The sequence below is a fragment of the Paenibacillus sp. MBLB1832 genome (assembly GCF_032271945.1).
Classification (GTDB): Bacteria; Bacillota; Bacilli; order Paenibacillales; family NBRC-103111; genus Paenibacillus_E; species Paenibacillus_E roseopurpureus.
Genome location: NZ_CP130319.1, coordinates 83,035 through 102,161, shown reverse-complemented (window position 1 = coordinate 102,161; position 19,127 = coordinate 83,035). Strand labels below are relative to the sequence as shown.

Annotated in this window: 14 protein-coding genes; all 14 read right to left on the bottom strand. The window is 46.1% G+C overall.

What is annotated here, in order from left to right:
- Nucleotides 1-236: 236 nt before the first annotated feature.
- Nucleotides 237-2,828 carry an S-layer homology domain-containing protein gene (locus MJB10_RS00475; protein WP_314800443.1) on the bottom strand — a complete coding sequence of 864 codons (2,592 nt, stop codon included), beginning with the start codon at nt 2,826-2,828 and terminating at the stop codon, nt 237-239.
- A complete protein-coding gene (locus MJB10_RS00470) occupies nt 2,791-3,129 on the bottom strand; it encodes an S-layer homology domain-containing protein (RefSeq protein ID WP_314800441.1) in 339 nt (112 codons plus the stop codon). The genes MJB10_RS00475 and MJB10_RS00470 overlap by 38 nt, the downstream gene beginning before the upstream one ends.
- 394 nt (nt 3,130-3,523) lie before the next feature.
- Nucleotides 3,524-7,417 carry an S-layer homology domain-containing protein gene (locus MJB10_RS00465; protein WP_314800440.1) on the bottom strand — a complete coding sequence of 1,298 codons (3,894 nt, stop codon included), beginning with the start codon at nt 7,415-7,417 and terminating at the stop codon, nt 3,524-3,526.
- A gap of 285 nt (nt 7,418-7,702) precedes the next feature.
- The gene (locus tag MJB10_RS00460) at nt 7,703-8,812 is read right to left on the bottom strand and encodes an MraY family glycosyltransferase (protein WP_314800439.1); all 1,110 of its coding nucleotides are present in this window, start codon (nt 8,810-8,812) and stop codon (nt 7,703-7,705) included.
- A gap of 130 nt (nt 8,813-8,942) precedes the next feature.
- Nucleotides 8,943-9,734 carry a WecB/TagA/CpsF family glycosyltransferase gene (locus MJB10_RS00455; protein ID WP_314800437.1) on the bottom strand — a complete coding sequence of 264 codons (792 nt, stop codon included), beginning with the start codon at nt 9,732-9,734 and terminating at the stop codon, nt 8,943-8,945.
- A gap of 58 nt (nt 9,735-9,792) precedes the next feature.
- Complete coding sequence (csaB, locus tag MJB10_RS00450; RefSeq protein WP_314800436.1) at nt 9,793-10,920, bottom strand: polysaccharide pyruvyl transferase CsaB; 1,128 nt, start codon at nt 10,918-10,920, stop codon at nt 9,793-9,795.
- The gene (locus tag MJB10_RS00445) at nt 10,893-12,905 is read right to left on the bottom strand and encodes a DUF5693 family protein (RefSeq protein WP_449591701.1); all 2,013 of its coding nucleotides are present in this window, start codon (nt 12,903-12,905) and stop codon (nt 10,893-10,895) included. The genes csaB and MJB10_RS00445 overlap by 28 nt, the downstream gene beginning before the upstream one ends.
- A gap of 216 nt (nt 12,906-13,121) precedes the next feature.
- Complete coding sequence (locus tag MJB10_RS00440; RefSeq protein WP_314800433.1) at nt 13,122-14,819, bottom strand: phospho-sugar mutase; 1,698 nt, start codon at nt 14,817-14,819, stop codon at nt 13,122-13,124.
- 34 nt (nt 14,820-14,853) lie between these two features.
- Entirely contained in the window at nt 14,854-15,282 is a 429-nt protein-coding gene (gene fabZ, locus MJB10_RS00435; RefSeq protein WP_314800432.1) for a 3-hydroxyacyl-ACP dehydratase FabZ, read from the bottom strand.
- 157 nt (nt 15,283-15,439) lie between these two features.
- Entirely contained in the window at nt 15,440-15,961 is a 522-nt protein-coding gene (locus tag MJB10_RS00430) for a CDP-alcohol phosphatidyltransferase family protein (RefSeq protein WP_314800430.1), read from the bottom strand.
- A gap of 108 nt (nt 15,962-16,069) precedes the next feature.
- Nucleotides 16,070-16,288, bottom strand: coding sequence for a DNA-directed RNA polymerase subunit beta (locus MJB10_RS00425; RefSeq protein ID WP_314800428.1), 219 nt, complete (start codon nt 16,286-16,288; stop codon nt 16,070-16,072).
- A 25-nt stretch (nt 16,289-16,313) separates the two neighbouring features.
- On the bottom strand, nt 16,314-17,180 hold the full coding sequence (locus MJB10_RS00420; protein ID WP_314800426.1) for a flagellar hook-basal body protein: 867 nt from the start codon (nt 17,178-17,180) through the stop codon (nt 16,314-16,316).
- 25 nt (nt 17,181-17,205) lie between these two features.
- The gene (locus tag MJB10_RS00415; protein WP_314800424.1) at nt 17,206-18,099 is read right to left on the bottom strand and encodes a flagellar hook-basal body protein; all 894 of its coding nucleotides are present in this window, start codon (nt 18,097-18,099) and stop codon (nt 17,206-17,208) included.
- 23 nt (nt 18,100-18,122) lie between these two features.
- Nucleotides 18,123-19,124: a rod shape-determining protein gene (gene mreB, locus MJB10_RS00410; RefSeq protein WP_314800422.1), complete on the bottom strand. Its 1,002-nt coding sequence runs from the start codon at nt 19,122-19,124 to the stop codon at nt 18,123-18,125.
- Between the last annotated feature and the right edge of the window lie 3 nt (nt 19,125-19,127).

The window sequence follows — 19,127 nt, the reverse complement described above, 5'->3', positions numbered from 1 at the left end:
ATACTTTCAAAGTATTAAACGCATTATATTTATAAAAGTTGCGATTACTCGAAAATTTCTCAAATAATTATTTGATGTATATCTTTTCTCTCTTTTTGCTACACTTTTAGTATACATGCAAGAGCAACATTATTCATTACCATGTATTTTCCTTTAAACAAAGGTTGTTGTCATTAGAATAACAAAATAAAGAAGCCGAGACTCATGGCCTCGACTTCTCTTGTATTATGTTTGAATTATTTAACGATAACTTTGAAGGAAATAACTTTCGAACCGATGATTGCAGTTACGTTAAACAAATCTCCCGTTGCAACATGAGCAAGGTCTCCTGCAGCGTTAGCAACAGTTAAGTTAGTTACAACAATGTTAGCTTGTGCAAAGTTTTCGTTTATTTCTACACCATATTGATCTACTGATTTAACAATACCTTCAACTGTTGTTTCCAATTTTCCGATAGTATTTACGTCAGCTGCAAGAGCGGAAATAACTCCATCACTTTCTTTTTTAACTACACCGTTAGTTGCTGTAAATGTATCTTTTAGAGACAAGGTTTGAATCGCTGGATCATTTTTCGATACTTTAACAGTTACAGGGATAGTTTGGGTTGTTTCACCTTTTACAACCACTGTTACAACGGAGTCAGCAGATGTATCTGTTCCACTGAAAGCAAATCCACTTGCAGTTACTTTACCAGCAACAGCTGCATCAGATCCAGGAGTGTATACTACACCAGTGTTGCTACTGATTACATCGTAGTTAGCCACTGTGTTAGGGACAGTTACTTTAGATCCATCAGCAAGTACACCCGTAACAACTAGATCTTTACCATAAGTTCCGATTGCTCCACCATCGTATACAGTGCCAGCAACAGTAGCTTCGTAAGAAGCGATGTCAGCATTTTCTACAACTTTTTGAGTGTAAGTGAAGGAACCATTAGCTACTGGTGCAAATGCAACAGTATCAGTTGCTTTCTCAAGTTTCAATGTGATAGTTGAAGTGCCTTTAGCAGCACCAGTCAGTACAACAGATTGTGTATCATCAACGTATACGTTGCTAGATACGTTAACATTTCCTGCTGTACCACTTTCAACTACTACACGATACTCAGGAGCAGCGTTAGCAGCTACAGTGCCATCACCCCAGTTTGGAGTCATGTCACGACCATATTGGTCTTTAACTACTACGTTATCTTTGGTGATTGCTACAGTACCTGTTTTTAGTAATGAAGTGCTAATATCTTTAGTAGCCGAAATTACAGTTGGAACTTTAGCATCTACTACGTTAACAGTCAGTTGTTGTACTTTATTTGTTTTAGTAACAACGGTGATGATTACTGTACCCTTAGAAGGATTGTGTAATTTCATGTTCGTTTTGTTAGCTACTACATCTTTCTCGAATACAATTGAACCGCTTGTAGTGTTTACTGATGTAAAGGAATCAGCTGTCGGGTGTGCAACTTCTTTATTAAATTGATCAAGTGCTGTGAAAGGAATTGCTGTGTCCTCATCTGCAACAGCCAATACTGGAACTGTCATTGTGAAGTTGTCAACTTTAACAGAATCTTTAACTACTACATCAAAGCTGGATTTAGCACCGGTAGACTTGGAGATAAGGGTTACATTCGAAGTACCTGCAGTCAAACCACCAGCCAATGTTAGTACTGCTTTGTTAGCACCATCAATTGTAAGGTTGCTGAAAGTTGCAGTGTTGTTCGTGTATCCATTTACTGAAACTACTGCTGTGTTTGAAACTGTAACTAGCAAGTCAGAGTTAAGGATATTAGCATCTGTAACACTATTACCGTATTGGTCTTTAGCATCAATTACCAGGTTATATTCGCCAACGTTACTATTACCAGCTTGAAGATCTGATTTTGTAGCATTGTTTTGGTATTGGGATTTGATTTCAATTGCAGAAACATTTGCAGCTGCACCAACATTTACATTTGCGCTTGCAAAAGTACCATTAGTATGAATTAAAGATACTGCAATCGGGTCATTAACTTTAAATTCAGTTGCGCCGTTATCAATTGTGATAGTACCACCTGAAACAGTATTGCCACCAACAATAGTACCTGCGCTAGTAGTAGCAGTTAGGGTAGTGGAACTAGTGATCTCTTCATTGTATTGATTATAAACTTTGTATCCAATAGTAACTTGAGTTAAATCACCACGTACCAAAACAGCCTTATCAGAAGTATAGTTAATTTTAGCAACTTTCTCAGCCTCTACTTTTGCAGTTCCAGTCAAATCTTTACCTAGGCCAGTTACACTTACTGTATAATCAGCTGCTGCTAAAGCATATGGGAATTCTACAATTGCAGTCTTTTTGTCATCAGAGAAAGTAATGGATTTAGTGTTAACTGTATTTGTTCCATTAGCAACCGATATGTTAGCTTTGTTTGTATCGACAGCTTTGGTAAATGTTAAAGTAATTTTTTTAGCGCCGGTTGCTTTAACTTCCGTTAGTAGAGTTTCTTTAGCAGCTGTTACAGCTACGTCAGCAGCATAAGAACCACTTACTAAATCAGCACGAGTTGCCGCTACAGAACCGTTAGTTCCTAAGTCAACACCGTTTGCTTTGGCTACATCCATGTAACCTTGGTACCAAGGAGTTGTTGTTTTAACGTCTGCTACTTTGCCAAGACCTTTAACGAACATTGTAGCCAATTGACCGATTGTTACGTTGTCTTTTGGAGCGAAAGTTGTGTCTGTCATACCATCGATGATGCCAGCTTTTTTAGCAGCTTCAATAAAAGGAATGGACCAAGCGATGGAAGCGTCTGTCCCATCAACATCTGCGAAGCTTGAAGTTGTTTCTGTTTCCAACTGTCAAACCAAGTACTTTTGCAACAAGCTTAGCTGCTTCTGCACGCGTCATGTTACCAGCGATATCAAACGTTGTATCGGTTTTACCTTCCATGTAACCTTTAGCAAGCAAAGCGTCTACTTTCGCTGCCATTGTAGCATCTAGACCTGCAAGGTCTGTAAAGTCTTTAGACGTTTTCGCTGCCGCGGTAGTTGTCGCGGAAGTTGTTACAGGTGTTGCAGTTGTATCAGCCATTGCTACAGATGCGAACATGGAGAGAGCCAAAGTTGCTGTTGCAAGTACTTTAAAAGTCTTTTTCATAAAGTGTGTTTCCTCCTAATATTTTAAAGTTTTTGTTATAAAAACTTATAACCAACGGGGCGATTTGTGTGAGCTCTGTCAATCTCTGAATCTATTTGATAGATTATCGTGTAGCTTCGCGTATATCATCTCAGCTACCAACTCAGTATACGACACTCCATACAACAATTCATTGATAAGTATTTTCCAGATGGACTCTCTTAGTATTTCGATTGCCCCTCCCATCTTTCATTACCCACAAATAGAATTGTAAAGGCGAATTGTAAAAGAAATGCGTCTACAAGCTTAATATAAGCTAAAAGTTAACTGAAGGTTTCCTGAAAGAAATATCCTAGTAAGCACAAAAAAGCCCACATCCTATACCATCGGATGTGGGCTAAAAGTTTACTCAAGGTTATTTAGGAACTTTCTTTTGCTGTTTCAGCACGCGCATTGCCACCACGGCGGCTTCAGCACGTGTGAAATTCTCAAGCGGGTCAAACCGCAAGGTTGTTTTCTTCTGACCTTGAAGCAAGACATTCTCTTTACCTTCAATTAATCCCGCTTTGCTAATGGCATCAACAGAAGTAAGCGCATAGTAATCAATGCTATTAGCATCTGTAAATAGCTTTTGCAGATTAGCCAAGGACTTAGCCTCATCGGAGCCAAGCTTGGACTCTGCTGCACGGGCAATCATAACCGCGGCATCTTGGCGAGTGATTGCGTTGTTCGGCAAGAACATGCCATTCGCGTTTCCTCTAACGATACCAGCTCTTGCAGCTGCCTCAATATAGAGGAAGTTATATTGTTCGAACTGGGTATTGCTATTACTTCCAGCCAGGTTATAGCCTCTTTGTACATCGACGAATGTACTGTTGTTATACCCAGTACCCGTTTGTTGAGTGTCAAGATTCTCAAGTGGAACATCAAAGATTTTCACAAGCATTGTAACAAATTCACCACGATTGATTGCATCATTCGGCATGAATTGTCCTGGTGATTTACTATTCATAAGCCCCTTGGAGTAGAGCGTATCCAAATCATCTCTTGCCCATGGGTGATTAGTTACATCATTATAGCTATCATCCATGTACATGACTTGGAAATAACCAAATGAGTCAACAGGAACGGTAATGGTGTTGGATTTAGGATCGACAACGCCGCCAATATTTCTCCACGAAGGCGAAGCTGCCCCTGATCCCGTCGCATTATTAAAGTAACCATATTGGTAGACAGTCAAGTACTTCCATGCGTCATCTCTAATATTTGAATCATATTTGAGTGTTAAAGTTCCACGCTCAGTTGGTATTACGAGATCATTATAATTCCGGTTGTAAAATGGCGTCAATTTAGGATCTGTCGTATTAGGTAAAATACCTCCACCAAGGAACGCCTGTTGCAAACTTGAATTTGTCGTATTCGCTGTAGACGGTATAATCCCTGTATCTACCCAGAAACGCTTGCTAGCAGGTCTGAAATGGCCTGTAGGCTCGATCAAAAGCTGCTTCCATCCTGTACTCTCATTAATCTTGTCAATACGGCCATCGTCATTGTTAGCAATACCAAACAACATTTGACGATCTGTTGTTATGTATTGCGTCGCGCTTGTACGGTCATTACGCATCAACTTCGTATCTTTCGGGAATTTTAATTGAATATCGCCGTCGAAGATCTTCATCGTGCTTGTTAAAGGAGTTTTATAGGATGCTCCCTCAATACCTGTATCCGTATTAAACAATATAATACTGCCGTTCGTTTTGCCAGTACCACGGGTTACGACGAATTTAATCTCATTCGCACCTACCTTAAGATTCCTTACTTCATAGAAGAAATGTCCAGTAGCTTTATCCAGAATCGCTTGATCCTTGCCAATCGTCACGGAATCCGCTTTATCAGCAAGAATTTCAAGCATATAATAATTCTGATTAATGTTGGCTTGATCTACACCTTTATTATTCTTAATAATCTGATTTCGCTTAGGTGCAATAAAGTCATAGGGAACGGGTTCTCTTGTGATCGTAATTAGTTTGTTTGCTGTTGAGCCTGATACCCCATTAGCAGAAACTAATTCAAAAACATAATCACCATATTCTGTTAAGTTATAGGGCACTGATTCAAAGCTGTCTAACGGATCAACATATACTTTATCCTGCAATCCAATGGTTTGAGTCCCAGTAACAGGTGTCGTCGCAGCTTTGCGTAAGTACAGTGATGTACCAGCTGGCGCTTGATTCACGATAGAGTTTACTACTTGCCCTTGGAACTGAACGGAAGACGCTCTAGTAACAAAGGTATCTGGCAGTGAACCTGCAACAAACTCCGGATTCAACGGGTCCATTTCAATAGGCTTCAAATAGTTAATGGCCGGTACATTGTCAGATAAGATAAAAATATCAACACTTGAAGATGTGATCAGTTGTCCACCAATCTTTAAAGCAACTTTCAACGTATATTTACCATCTGTTTTACCGTTATTTTGTACAAACATGCCAGTTATAGCCGATTTCAGTGTAAATATCCCACTTCCCGACTGAGGCTCTTCACCTAAACTAACATTGAGCGGCTTGTCGTTGAGTGTAAATACGACATTAGGATACTCGACTTCTGGAAGATTAACTACTCTCCCCGTTATACACGGAACTCCAGGACTAGTAGGACCAGGACATGTAAGTTTAGAATCTGCATTAACAACAATCCCATTAAATATATTATTTACAATGACATACGGTGCTCCAGAGATCAGCAAATCAAACTGTTTAATCCCAGCCGTGTATGGTGTAGCCGTTACACCAGACACTACGTAAGGAGTTACTTTCATTGTAACAGGACCGTCTGCAATTCCTTGTAGGTTAACATCTGCGGAATATGTTGTTGGTGTGGAAGTAGATGATGAAATAGGGAAACGACCAGTTGTTGAGTCAGCTCCGTTCGTATAAGGCACACCATTCAGCTCAATCGCTACTTCATTTGCGATACTGTTCGTATAAACTTTAAGAGCAGCTGGAAAGTCAGTAATCTGTGTAGTTCCTGATTCACTCATTTTAGTTTCAAAAGGAGTGCCTGAAGCGGATGCTTTACGGGTAACCCCAACATGATCGACATAGGGTTGATTGGGATTTACGTATGAATAATTGTATTTAGAATACGTTACACCATTATTAATATCCGTGAACTTAAAAACTAATTCTTGATATGTGGCCCCTTGGTTTACTGGTAAGGATGCCGTTAAATCATAGAGATCGTAAGGATCTGAAGCACTGTTCGTCTTTGCAATCGTTGCATTTGCTGCGGTTCCATTATTCAAATTTCCAGTAGGAGTTTTAGCAGGAGTCCCACTTGTAAAATCAATATGAATATTGGTCCCTCCCATGCCAGTTGAAAAAACGTCTGCATACACATATCGAGTAACCCCACCAGCAGAACGAGGTACTTTAAATGAAGCATTAACACTTATATCAGCAATTGAATTATCCTGTAGATTGGGACTATCTACCAGTTTTTCATAAACTATTGTAGTAGGACCCGATTGGAGAAGCCCAACTTGCGCGTTATAGGCAAATGCCTGCCCATTATCAAAAACAAATGATCTATTGGCAGTATAAAAATTAGTTGTATTCTTCGCAGCAAAAGTAACCTTGTTGTCACCAGGACGGAATGCTAATTCATTCGGTCTGTTTGTATTTGTAATAAACGTAAAATCACCATTGATAAAAGCGGAAGGTTGAAAAGTATTACCTTGCAGGCTGGCCTCTACTTCCATTGCATTCAAGGAAGTTCCTGTAATTGAGACGCCTGAATAAGGTGGTTGCTTTGGATAAAAGCCACCATCCACAAAATCATCGCCATTGATTTTGAGATTTGTAATATTCGTCACTGGTGTGTAATAAGCATACGCAGGACTCGAAGCGATGCTGCCACTGGATCCATATTTAATCGTAATTTTGTTAAGCCCTGTTGTTAGCTGTACATTCTTAAATGTTGCCTGATTGCTGTTGGACGTGCTCTTAACTGCCTTATTCGTCGCATTAGTTGCCGTTTGTGATGTATTCAAGTTATAAATCTCATAAAAAATGTTTGAAATTTGGTCATCCGGAATCCCGTTAATCAGAAAATCAACGTTAATTGGGTTGATTGTAAACCGATCTACCAAACTATCATTGTTACTATCAATGTTTATCCCAGGACCTGGTACAAATAAATTGGTAACACTTATTGTTGCAGCAGCATTGGCCGTTAGGGTTGGCAGCATACTCAGTACCATTGCCAGAACAATAGTTAGACTCATCCATTTCCTTTTTAACTGTCTCAAAAGAAAGTTCCTCCTTATGTTATCTAAATGTTGTTAGTAGCGAGTGGGAATCTTAATACCTTCTTCATCCGAATGTTCAACTAGCTTTCGACAATCCCTCCTATTTCCTTCTATCATTCTACACGATTAGACGCGGCTGATCGCCAAAAGTTACTGTATCTTACTTATCGGTTGATTCCAGGTAAATGTTTAGAGAAAGAAAGGTTTTCCTTGAAAAGCAAGAAAAACCCAACCGCGAGGGCTGGGCTTAATACGTTCTATAACTTCTATAACAATAAATAAGGACTACTTCCCTAAACGATCACTTTGCACTTGCTTCCCTACTAGACGTTGCAAGAAGTTGAGTACAGGCTTGCGGCTTTTGCTAATGATCCCAATGGCCTCCGCGCCAACGAGCATGACGAGGAACAGGGCGACGATAATCATGATAAGACCCCATGTCGAGTCTTGTGAGATAAAGACGGAGCAGACAACCGCACAACCACCGAACACTGAAGCGATTCCGTAGATGATCAGGACGCTTGTACGATGGGAGAAACCCATTTGTAATAAGCAGTGGTGCAAGTGGCTTTTATCAGGTGCCGAAATCGGCAGTTTATTCACATACCGGCGCAGCATCGCGAAGAAAGTATCGGATAGCGGTACGCCAAGAATCATAATCGGAATCAAAAGGGACACAACCGCTGCTTGCTTAAAGCCTAAAATGGACAGTGTAGCAAGGGCGAAGCCTAGGAATAAGGCGCCGGAGTCGCCCATGAAGATTTTGGCTGGATGGAAGTTAAAGAACATAAAGCCCGAGATACTTCCTAGCAAAATCACACAGAGTAGAATGACGGTTACGTTGCCCATCATAAGGGCTAGAACAAGAATGGTTGTTGTCGCGATACCAGAAACTCCAGCGGACAAGCCGTCCAGGCCGTCAATCAAGTTAATAGCGTTGGATACGCCGACGATCCAAATTATCGTAATCGGGATACTTAACCAGCCGATCGGCAGGTTCGTTTCTCCGAATGGGATGTTGACCAAATCGATCTTAAGACCAAAAGAAACGACGATGCAGGCAGCAATGAGTTGACCTAGCAGTTTCCATTTGGGGGAAAGTTGAAAGCGATCATCCAGAGCCCCTGTGACCACAATCACAAAGCCTCCGATCAGAAGTCCAAAAGCAGCATCTGAGTTCACGGCATCAAGTGCTGGAGAGACGACGAAATAAGCTCCGACGAACGCAAGGAAAATCGCTAATCCTCCTAAACGCGGCATAATTCGCGTATGTACCTTCCGATGGTTTGGGGCATCAACTGCGCCTACCAAGAAGGCAAATTTTTTGACCAGGGGTGTTAGCAACAGCGCCATAACGCACGCAGCAATAAACCCTATCGCATATAATCCATACATGTCTTCTTCACAGCTCCTCTTTTCATGGGTGGCGGGTTCCGCCGAAATGAATTATACTCCCATTCCGTCACAAATACTACTGCTAAATTCATCTGAAATGACCGTTTTCAGGTAATTCTCATAGATTTTTTCATGATTTCGTGACTTTATCTTTGTCTCGCATAACTTTCAAGGCAAATTGCGGGAGTAACAGCATTCGCTTATAACGCCAAGGCTCTTGTAGCAGTCGATAGAACCATTCCAAGCGTAGTTTTTGAAATAAGACTGGCGCTCGTTTTAGCTTGCCCGAAAGTACGTCGAAACTTCCGCCGACGCCCATCATAACAGGAACGCCAAGCTGTGACTTGTACTTGCCGATCCAAGGCTCTTGATTCGCAGCCGCTCTGCCGACTAGCAGAATATCTGGTGCGGCATCCACGATAGCCTGAATGACTTCGGCATCCTGCGCATCTTTAAAATAGCCGTCTCTGACACCAACCAAGCTGACGCCTGGATAGGTGGTGCGCAGTTTATCTGCCGCGGCTTGGATGACTTCGGGAGAAGCGCCGAGCAGGAACACTTTCCAGCTCTTCTTCTCGCCTACCTTCATGAGCTCATGAATCAAATCAAAGCCAGGCACGCGCTCCGCAACAGGTTGCCCCACGCGATTTGCCGCCCAGACGACACCTGTGCCATCGGGAACAATCAGTTCGGCGCGCTGCATCATGCTTAGATAAGCAGGATCATCCTGGGCGGCCATCACCATAATCGGATTCGCGGTAATGACCTGATGCGGTTGCCTTTGTTCGATCACCTGGGCGAGGTAGTCGACGGTTTGTTTCATGCTCATTTTGGAGATCGGTACGCCGTAGATGCGTACTTTGGGTATTGCTTGCAAAGCGGTCTTCGCCGCTGATTCTGGGGTTAGTGACGTCGAACTCATCGTATCTCTTCCTAACTATAGACGTTATGGGTTGCGTTTTGGTTGCAAGACAGAGGAGCTACTTGCTTTTATAAAAAGAAAGGATGCGTTGCGCAGGTAACTGCGCCTGCGCCTTCAGCTCTTCAATGGTGGCACGCGAAGCCGCCGCCCACTGCTCGCGAGCATCGAGGAGGCCCAGTGCCTCCTCGGAAAAGGCTTTAGCATCGAACGAACTCGTCGATGCGGCGGCTTTCATGCCAAGCCTATGGAGGAACTGGTCGATCTTCGGATCGTACGAGATCCCCACCATAGGCACGTACTGCGAGGCTGCATAAATCAACGAATGCAGCCTCATCCCGATCAGCAGGTCGCATCCCGCGACCTGCGCAAGCATGTCCTGCGGGTGCGTGACACCGCGCACCAGCTCGGACCGCCCGCCGTGATCGCCCAAGCGGTCGATCACGAACTGCGACGCCACCTCATCCGAGGGGAGGTGGAAGGGCAAGAACCGCAGCCGCACATCCGTGCGGGCTGCGAGCAGCAACTGCAAGGACCGCGCGAGAGCTTCCAGCTCGGAGCGGTCCTCGTTCCAGAAGCGGACGGACACGCCAATCGTCCGCACCGCACTTTCAGCCGCGCCGCCACCAGGCACGTCCACCACCGCTTCCCGGAGGGGCAAGCCCATCACCGGGTCGGGCACGACCGTGATGCGCTCCCGCGGGAGGCGCATCCGCCCTAGCAGTTCCGCGGACTCCACGTCGCGGACCGACACCACTTCGCAACGCTTGAACACGTTGCGGATCCAGCCATAGAACATCGGACGGTTCACCGGCCCGATGCCCTGCGAGTAAATGAACGTTGGCTTACCTAGCCATTGTGCGATTTTGATAACAGCCAAGTAATACGGGATCGTCTTCGAGCTTGTAGCATCCTGCAGCAAGCTGCCGCCGCCGCTGATCAGACCGTCGGATTCGCGCAGCGCCTGAAGCAGTGAGCCTGGTTTCATCCGGTGGTAGGCCTTCACGCCATACATGGCGGTGGTTTTCTCCGGATTAGCTGAAAGCACGATCGGCTCAATCTGCACGCCTTCGGCCTGACCCTGCTCCTGCAAAGCGAACAAAATCGACTGCAGCACCGCCTCATCCCCGCTATTATCGAAACCGTAGTAGCCGGATAGTGCTATTTTGAGAATTGGGGCTGAACCCATCGTTTCCAACTCCTTGTGATGATTTCCCACGCTGCGATGAGCACAAGACCGATAATCGCACCCAGCACAAGACCGTAGCTAATCCGGATCAAGGAAATGTGCAGAGGTGTATGCAGATGGGCAAACGTGTCCACCAAGGAAAGCTGACCAATCACGCCGATGAACAGCAGATAGACCGCATGGCGATAGCGAACGGAAAGGTAAGCACCTAGTAAGAAAATCGGATGTGCAACCAAGAATTCTTTGGTCCGCGGGCGTACGCCCAGCGTATTTTCCAAGAAGGAACGGAACATTTTCTCAATAGTAGATGCTTGTCCCTCATTACCTGTACGCGACAAGTAGTACACGACAGCGGCAAGTCCTACGCCTGCGATGACGATCCACAATACGCTAATAAAGGAAGAAAGCAATCGACGCACATGAGCCAACTTCTCCGTATACGTATTATTCTCACTAAAGAATAAGAGATACAGCCCTGCAATCCCAATCGGCAGCAGATGAAGAATTCCGACGCCGCGGAACTGTTGAAGCACGAGCGAATAGGTCACATGATTCAGTAAAGCGACGAGATACACCGCGCCGAAAAGTGAAATCACAGACGTCTTCAGCAGCTGCCAGAGCCCGTAAGCCACGCCAGATTTCCATTTCGCAGCAACACCCGAGCGTACGGAGCGAATCGCTAGCATCACCGCAACGCTAGGTGCACTGATCGCAGCTGCCAAGGCAAGACCTTGTGCATACAAATTCGCGGATAGCGTATGTAAGGCAACCAAGCCCAGCAGACCAAGCACGAAAAACACAATTGTTAGTTCTGGCAAGAAGAACGAAATCATCCACACAATCAAGCTTAGCGCGCCTAGCAGCACGAAAAGTCGAGCTATTTTCTGCCAACCTGTGGTATGCACGTCAAATGCTTCTGCGGTTCCAAGCGTAAATCCAACGTCTTGAATACGAGGGATCGCGCCGTCTTTGCCTTTCAAGCTCTCATAGTAGGAAGCGAGCGGATCCACGACTTTCCCTTTATCCAAGCTTTTCACAGGACGCGCATTCATGAAAACCATCCGAATATTGCGGTCCTTCACCGCTAAGACCAATCGATCCGACACACCTTGAACGCGGTCAGCCAGCTCTGATTTTTTCAACGGCTCTGTCAGCTTCTCCCCATCTTTCTCTGTAAAAGAGTGCAGGCGCACGACATTGTAATTAGTCTGTTTTGCTAGTGTGCTGAAGCCTTTTTGCGGCTCCTTCAAGAGTTCAATCGCGGCAAGTCCGATGCCGTTTTTATTCAATAAATCCGCCATTTTGTTCAAATTGGCTTCGGTATTTTCTTCGGTATAGCCTGGCACCTCATTGCCGTCCACGATAATGCGTTTCACGCCAAGATCATGGAATTGCTTCAACAACGCATCCATTTCCTTCGTATTGAAAGGTCTGCGATTAGATAAACGTACGACGATTTGGAAGCCTTGCGCCTTCAACGTTTGCAGGGCAATCGGGTCAGGATCCATCGCCTTCATGGCAGCGTCATCCATACTCATCCCAATGATGAGTCCATTGCGGTTCTTGAAGCTCCACGGCTTCACGCTGACTTGCAGGTCTGCAAAAGTCTTCTGAATAAGCGGCTCCAGCTTCTGCTGCGCTTGACTGTCTGTGAACAACACATACGTAAAATTCTCATTCGGATCTCCAAATGTTTGTGTCAGTGTCGCGGCATCGCGCGAGTTGTACATTTCAATACGGCGGCTTTCCTTGAACTCAGCCAAGGTGCTTTCATATACGGCCATCGAGTGAATACCCGCGGCTTTCATCTGCCCTAATTGAGTTTGCACAAATTGCTGCGGGTTCGTTTGCACATCGGCAATGTCCAACAAATCGCGATAGTCGAACACGAATTCGACCTGATTGGCTGACGTCTCCGTCTGATGACGGGCATAGGCCAGCGGCAACGAACACAGCATGCCGATAATGACGAACCACCATAACATATTTCTTAACGGGTTATTCCAGGTTTGATACAAATTCACCAGTTGTCCACTCCTTAGAGCATGTACTTTATTTGCCTTATCCCATCCATATACATTCGAAAACCTCTCCGCCCCCAAGCACGGAAAAGACGCCCCATGCATGCCGATTTCTCATCGGACTACACATTAGACGATCTATCCGTCACTTCGGTTCTGAAGAGGTTGTATACACCTTGTTTACTTACCGTCTACACGATGAAGTACGTATTGAATGATACCGTTGATTCGCTCTGCAGCCTCAGGTCCTGTTGACCCTTGTACCGCGAAATAAAATTTAATTTTCGGCTCTGTGCCAGACGGACGCAGGCAGAACCAGGAGCCATCCTCCATCTTGAACTTCAACACGTTCTCACGTGGCAAGCCTTGAATGCCTTGCGCGTAATCTTCCACGGAGGAGACACGCGTACCGCCAATCTCCACAGGAGGATTCGTTCTCCACGCTTCCATCATGCGGCCGATTTGTTCCACGCCGTCTTTGCCTTTAAGTGTTCTTGATTCCAGTTTTTCCAAAAAGTAACCGAAGGATTCGTACAACTCCTGCAGGACATCATACAAAGTCTTACCTTGCTTCTTGTAATACGCCGCAGCTTCAGCGATGAGCATGGAAGCAATGACCGCATCCTTATCACGGGCATAGGTGCCTGCCAAGTAGCCATAGCTCTCTTCATAACCAAAGAGGAATGTGTGCTCACCGGTTTGCTCGTACTGCGTCATTTTTTCCCCAATATATTTAAAGCCTGTTAAGGTATTCAACGTCGAAATGCCGTAATGGTTCGCAATCGCAGCTCCCATCTCGCTTGTTACGATCGTCTTGATTACGACGCCGTTAGCCGGCAGTGTTCCACGCTCTTTCATACTTGAGAGCAGGTAGTTTACAATAATCGCACCTGATTGGTTGCCCGTCAGTACGAAGTACTCCCCATTCGGATCCTTCACAACCGCACCCATTCGGTCTGCATCGGGGTCCGTTCCGATAATGATATCGGCGTCCCACGCTTTCGCCTGCGCGATCGCCAGCGTGAAGGCTTCACGCTCTTCCGGGTTTGGCGACTTCAAGGTGGAGAACTGCGCATCTGGCAGCTCTTGCTCAGCTACAACGCGCACTTGCCCGAAGCCTACAGCTTGCAGTACCTCGCGAACAGGCACATTGCCTGCGCCATGAAGCGGCGTGAAAACGACGCGGAAATCGTCGCTGATTTCTTTAATGATCGCGGGATTTTGGCTGATCGCCGAAACCGCCTGTATGTATGCCTGATCCACGTCTTCGCCCAGCCAAACGAGCAGGCCTTGCGCTTCCGCTTCTTGTTGTGATAGCTTCTTCACTTTATCAAAGGAATCGATGCTCTGCACGAGGTCAATCACTTGTTCCGCGAATTGGGGAACGAGCTGTCCGCCGTCTGCGCCATACACTTTATACCCGTTGTATTCTGGCGGATTGTGACTCGCCGTCACGACAACACCTGCCCTCGCACCTAAGTATCTCACGGCAAAAGAAAGCTGCGGCGTCGCATGCAACGTCCTGAACAGGTACGCTTTGATGCCATTGCCTGCGAAGACAAGCGCGGCTTCCAACGCGAACTCAGGAGACATATGACGGGAATCATACGCAAGGACGATCGCAGGATTAGCTGCTCCTGTACCATTCACATATTGCGCCAAGCCTTGGCTTGCGCGACCCACGGTGTACACGTTGATACGATTCGTACCAGCGCCAATGACCCCACGGAGACCGCCTGTCCCAAATTCAAGATCTTTATAAAAGCGATCCTCGATTTCTTTCTCATCCCCAGCAATTGCTTGAAGTTCTTGCTTCGTTTGTTCGTCGACAGCCGGATCTTGGAGCCATAACTGATACTCTGTTTGTACACGCGTCATCGTCGTTAGGTTCATCTCCTTTTATCTATCTCGATTATTTATTAGCAAGGGCAAACATAAGTTCACCTTCGACTACCACTTTGTCTCCGACTTTCGCCACAGCTTGACCTTTGACAATGGTGCCTTTCACTCGGGTGATGGTCATTTCTAATAGCAGCGTATCGCCTGGCACCACTTGCTGGCGCCAACGGATGGCGTCCGCCCCTGCGAATAAGCCGATTTTACCTTTATAATCGGGCATAGACAGCACAGCAACTGCGCCTACTTGCGCCAAAGCTTCAATAATGAGCACACCTGGCATGACAGGGTATCCAGGGAAGTGACCTGCGAAGAACGGCTCATTGATCGTCACATTCTTAATTCCTACGGCTCTAACCCCTTCTTCTACTTCCAAAATGCGGTCAACCAACAGAAACGGCGGACGGTGCGGGATAATCTCTTGAATTTGATTGATATCTAGCATGGATGTTCATGCTCCTTTCGAATGCTTATATGCTTGTATAAAATACAAGGGAATTACTTACAATAGGGTTGTCCCTTCATACACTGCAGAAGTGAAGGTTCATATAAGGGGAGCTTATGTAAAGGTCTGTAGACCCCTACATAGGCTCTTTTTACATTTATTTACTGGCTCTGGCCCCCCGATTGAGAAGAAGGAACTGAAAAATATAAATAAATGACGTTAAGAAGGAAACCCCGATGACATACCATAAATACGTGAGTGCGAACGTGAATTCGAATACGATAAAGAGGATGGCGAAATAGTAGAGTACCGTCGTTAACTTACCCATCACATTGGCGGGCACCGTTAGTTTGCCCCTGAAATGGAAGAAGGCGGAGCCGATAATCATGCCTGCATCTCGGATAAACATAGCGGCAGCGGCCTGCCACGGAATCATCTCAGAGATGAGCAGGGACATGATGACGGCAATCATCATACATTTGTCCGCTAGCGGGTCCAGCATAATCCCCATCGGCGTAATCAACTTGCGAGTTCTTGCAATATAGCCATCTAAGATATCCGTTAGTCCAGCTGCGAGTAGTATAAGAAAGGAAGTGCGAATATGGCCATTGAAAAAAAGAACGAGGTACACGGGGATTAGTACAAACCTGCTGATCGTGAGCATGTTCGGTATATTCAAGGTACTCCTCCTGCCCGTAAGCATCCGATCCATTATTTTGGTAGATAAAGCCTTTCTACATTATAACGCCGCGCGTTAAAAAATAAAACTCCCTTGCGGGAGTTCGACTTAATTAGCAAAAACGAGATCATATAAATGCCGCCATGTGCTGATATGCATAATTTCTGAGGAGGGCTGATGCCCCATCTTCGTATAGCCGACCCATAACCCAATATAGATGGCCAACACGCACAGAACGGGGATCCGTATGATTTTGAAAATAAGCCAAGTAATCTGCAGCCATTTCGGCCGCTCCTTCTTCTTGACTGGAGCAGGCTTGTCTACCATCGAGCCTATCCCTTCCTTTCTACGATCAAGCGCGCAAATTGTTGGCCATGCCCATCATCTGGTCGGACGATGTGATCGCTCTTGAATTCAGCTGAAGTGCGCGCTGCACGATGACCAAGTCCGTCATTTCATCGGAGAGGGTCACATTCGATTGCTCCAAGAAGCCCTGCATTAAGCTGACGCGATTCGCTCCTGTGCCCGCCACTCCATTGAGATCCTGCAAGATATTCGCTTTCTCCTCCGCTGTAATCCCTGCTGGGAGCGCATAGAGGTTCTCCCCTACGTCTTCAAGCAACTGCGGACGTACAACACGAACTAGCTTAATTTGTCCTAATCTAATAGGGGCTGCCGCCGGATCCTGTTCATTGTAACCTTGAATCGTACCGTCCTTCTCAACGGATGGGCGATAACCAACAGGCACATGAATCGGATTGCCGTCGGTACCCGTGATGAATCGTCCCTCTTTGGTCGTAAGGACCGTTCCGCCATTGCCATCCGGCGTTAGGCTGAACGCCCCATTCCGTGTCCATGCGGGCTGAAACACAGGATTGCCGTTCTCGTCCAGCTTGCTGACCGAGACTTCGAATAATCCCTCGCCTTGGATGGCGAAGTCGGTTAAGTTGCCTGTCGACTGAATTGGTCCTTGTGCCAGATTCGTTTGAATCTGTACGAGCCTCGAACCCCAGCCTTGGTTAAAGCCGAGCGGAGAGAAGCGACCTTGTGAACGGAAGCCCTCAGGCTGCGCTTGTACATTCGTCAGCACGTCCTCGAACGAAGCTTCTTTCTTCTTGAAGCCGTTCGTATTGACATTGGCAATGTTGTTGGAGAGAATATCCAGCTTCTGCTGTAAGCTATGCATGGATACCGATGAGTTAATCATGGAGTTGTTCATGTTTTTGCCCCTTCGCAAGCCAGATTTAGACGCGTCCTACGTCATTCGCCGCTTTGTCCATACTTTTATCATAGGATTGAATAACTTTCTGATTCGCTTCATATGCACGCAGTGCCGACATCATATCAACCATCGATTGCGCGGAATCCACGTTAGAGCGTTCCACGTACCCCTGACGGACTTCAACTTGATCGCCGAGACCCACTTGTGTGACGGTAGCTTCATCCCCAGGATTAATACGAAGCAGCCCGTTCCCCTCACGTAGAAGCAGATTCGGATTCTCTGCACGCGACAGCATCAAGCCCATCTGCTGTCCCGCCGCATTCAGAATAGGACGTCCATCGGCATCAAGAAACTGGCCTTTATCTGTTACTTTGAAGGAACTAATGGGTTGTCCATTTCCGTCCAATAACACGATAGGTTGTCCATCCCGTCCCACAACTTGTTCCCCATTGGCATTCACAAGCTGGCCCGCCGCATCGACCGTAAACTTTCCGTTCAAGGAATACCGCTGTTCACCCTTCGCATTCAGTACGGTAAACAACGCCTGAGGCTGGAACGTACGCTCGCCGTCTGCATTCACGTACTTGCCTGTCGTATCAAATGTCACTCCAGGCACTTGAATGTTCGATACAAGCGCGAAGTCGAACGGATTATTCGTTTCCTGCAAGTCCCCTTGCGTATGTACGGATATGCTCTCCTCCGAGAACACACCCAAGCTCATCTTCCCAAGCGGTGCAGGTGAGGCGCCTTGTCCACCGCGAATCGTCGAGATTAGCATTTCGGGAAACGAACGCGACAAAGCATTGCCTTGTTTAAAACCTGGCGAATTTAAGTTGGCAATATTATTCGTAATCGTATCGTGCCTGCGTTGTTCTGAAATCATCCCTGCCGCCGCGGTATACAATCCTCTTAACATGTGGTCACCTCTTGGATAGTCTGTTAGTTATATTTGCGTTTCGATACTTTATCAAGGTTGTCTAGCATAATACCTGTCCCTTTTACCACACAGGACATTGGGTCTTCGGCAATCAAGACAGGCACTTTCAACTCGTCAGCAAGCAATTGATCCAGACCGTGCAGCAAAGCGCCGCCGCCTGTCAGAATCACCCCGCGGTCAATAATGTCCGCTGAAAGCTCTGGCGGTGTCCGCTCCAATACACTCTTCGCTGCAGTTACAATGGATGAAACCGGATCCCACAGCGCTTCTTGTACTTCGCTGGAGTGGATTGTGATTGTCAGAGGAAGTCCAGACACCATGTCTCTTCCGCGAATATCCATCTCTTGGTCACGACCATGAGGATATACCGTTCCGATTTTCAACTTAATATCTTCGCTTGTCCTTTCACCGATCAACAGCTTGTACTTATTTTTGATATACTTCATGATCGCCATATCGAATTTATCGCCGGCAATCTTGATGGAGGAGGAGGTGACGATGTCGCCCATTGATAGGACCGCAACGTCCGTCGTCCCTCCGCCAATATCAACAACCATGTTACCGCTGGGTTGGAAAATGTCCATACCTGCACCAATTGCTGCTGCCTTCGGTTCTTCTTCCATAAATACCTCGCGGGCACCGCTGCGCTCTGCTGCTTCGCGAATAGCCTTCTGCTCAACCGACGTAATGTTGGTAGGGGCGCAAATCAGGATTCTCGGGTGAGAGTACCAGTTCTTGCCCCCTACTTTCGCGATGAAATGCTTTAACATCATTTCCGTAATGTCAAAGTCTGCGATAACGCCGTCCTTCAATGGACGAATCGCGATAATGTTGCCAGGCGTTCTGCCTACCATGCGGAAAGCTTCTTCCCCTACAGCCAGTACGCGTTTCGTATCGCTTTCAATGGCAACTACGGATGGCTCATCCAGTACAACACCGCGACCCTTGACGTGAATAAGCACGTTTGCCGTGCCAAGATCTATTCCAATATCCTTGCTGAACATTTC

Coding starts and splice junctions, on each gene's coding strand:
- MJB10_RS00470 (WP_314800441.1), bottom strand. CDS start 3,129: ATGAAAAAGACTTTTAAAGTACTTGCAACAGCAACTTTGGCTCTCTCC.
- MJB10_RS00460 (WP_314800439.1), bottom strand. CDS start 8,812: ATGTATGGATTATATGCGATAGGGTTTATTGCTGCGTGCGTTATGGCG.
- MJB10_RS00455 (WP_314800437.1), bottom strand. CDS start 9,734: ATGAGTTCGACGTCACTAACCCCAGAATCAGCGGCGAAGACCGCTTTG.
- csaB (WP_314800436.1), bottom strand. CDS start 10,920: ATGGGTTCAGCCCCAATTCTCAAAATAGCACTATCCGGCTACTACGGT.
- MJB10_RS00445 (WP_449591701.1), bottom strand. CDS start 12,905: ATGTTATGGTGGTTCGTCATTATCGGCATGCTGTGTTCGTTGCCGCTG.
- MJB10_RS00440 (WP_314800433.1), bottom strand. CDS start 14,819: ATGACGCGTGTACAAACAGAGTATCAGTTATGGCTCCAAGATCCGGCT.
- fabZ (WP_314800432.1), bottom strand. CDS start 15,282: ATGCTAGATATCAATCAAATTCAAGAGATTATCCCGCACCGTCCGCCG.
- MJB10_RS00425 (WP_314800428.1), bottom strand. CDS start 16,288: ATGGTAGACAAGCCTGCTCCAGTCAAGAAGAAGGAGCGGCCGAAATGG.
- MJB10_RS00420 (WP_314800426.1), bottom strand. CDS start 17,180: ATGAACAACTCCATGATTAACTCATCGGTATCCATGCATAGCTTACAG.
- MJB10_RS00415 (WP_314800424.1), bottom strand. CDS start 18,099: ATGTTAAGAGGATTGTATACCGCGGCGGCAGGGATGATTTCAGAACAA.
- mreB (WP_314800422.1), bottom strand. CDS start 19,124: ATGTTCAGCAAGGATATTGGAATAGATCTTGGCACGGCAAACGTGCTT.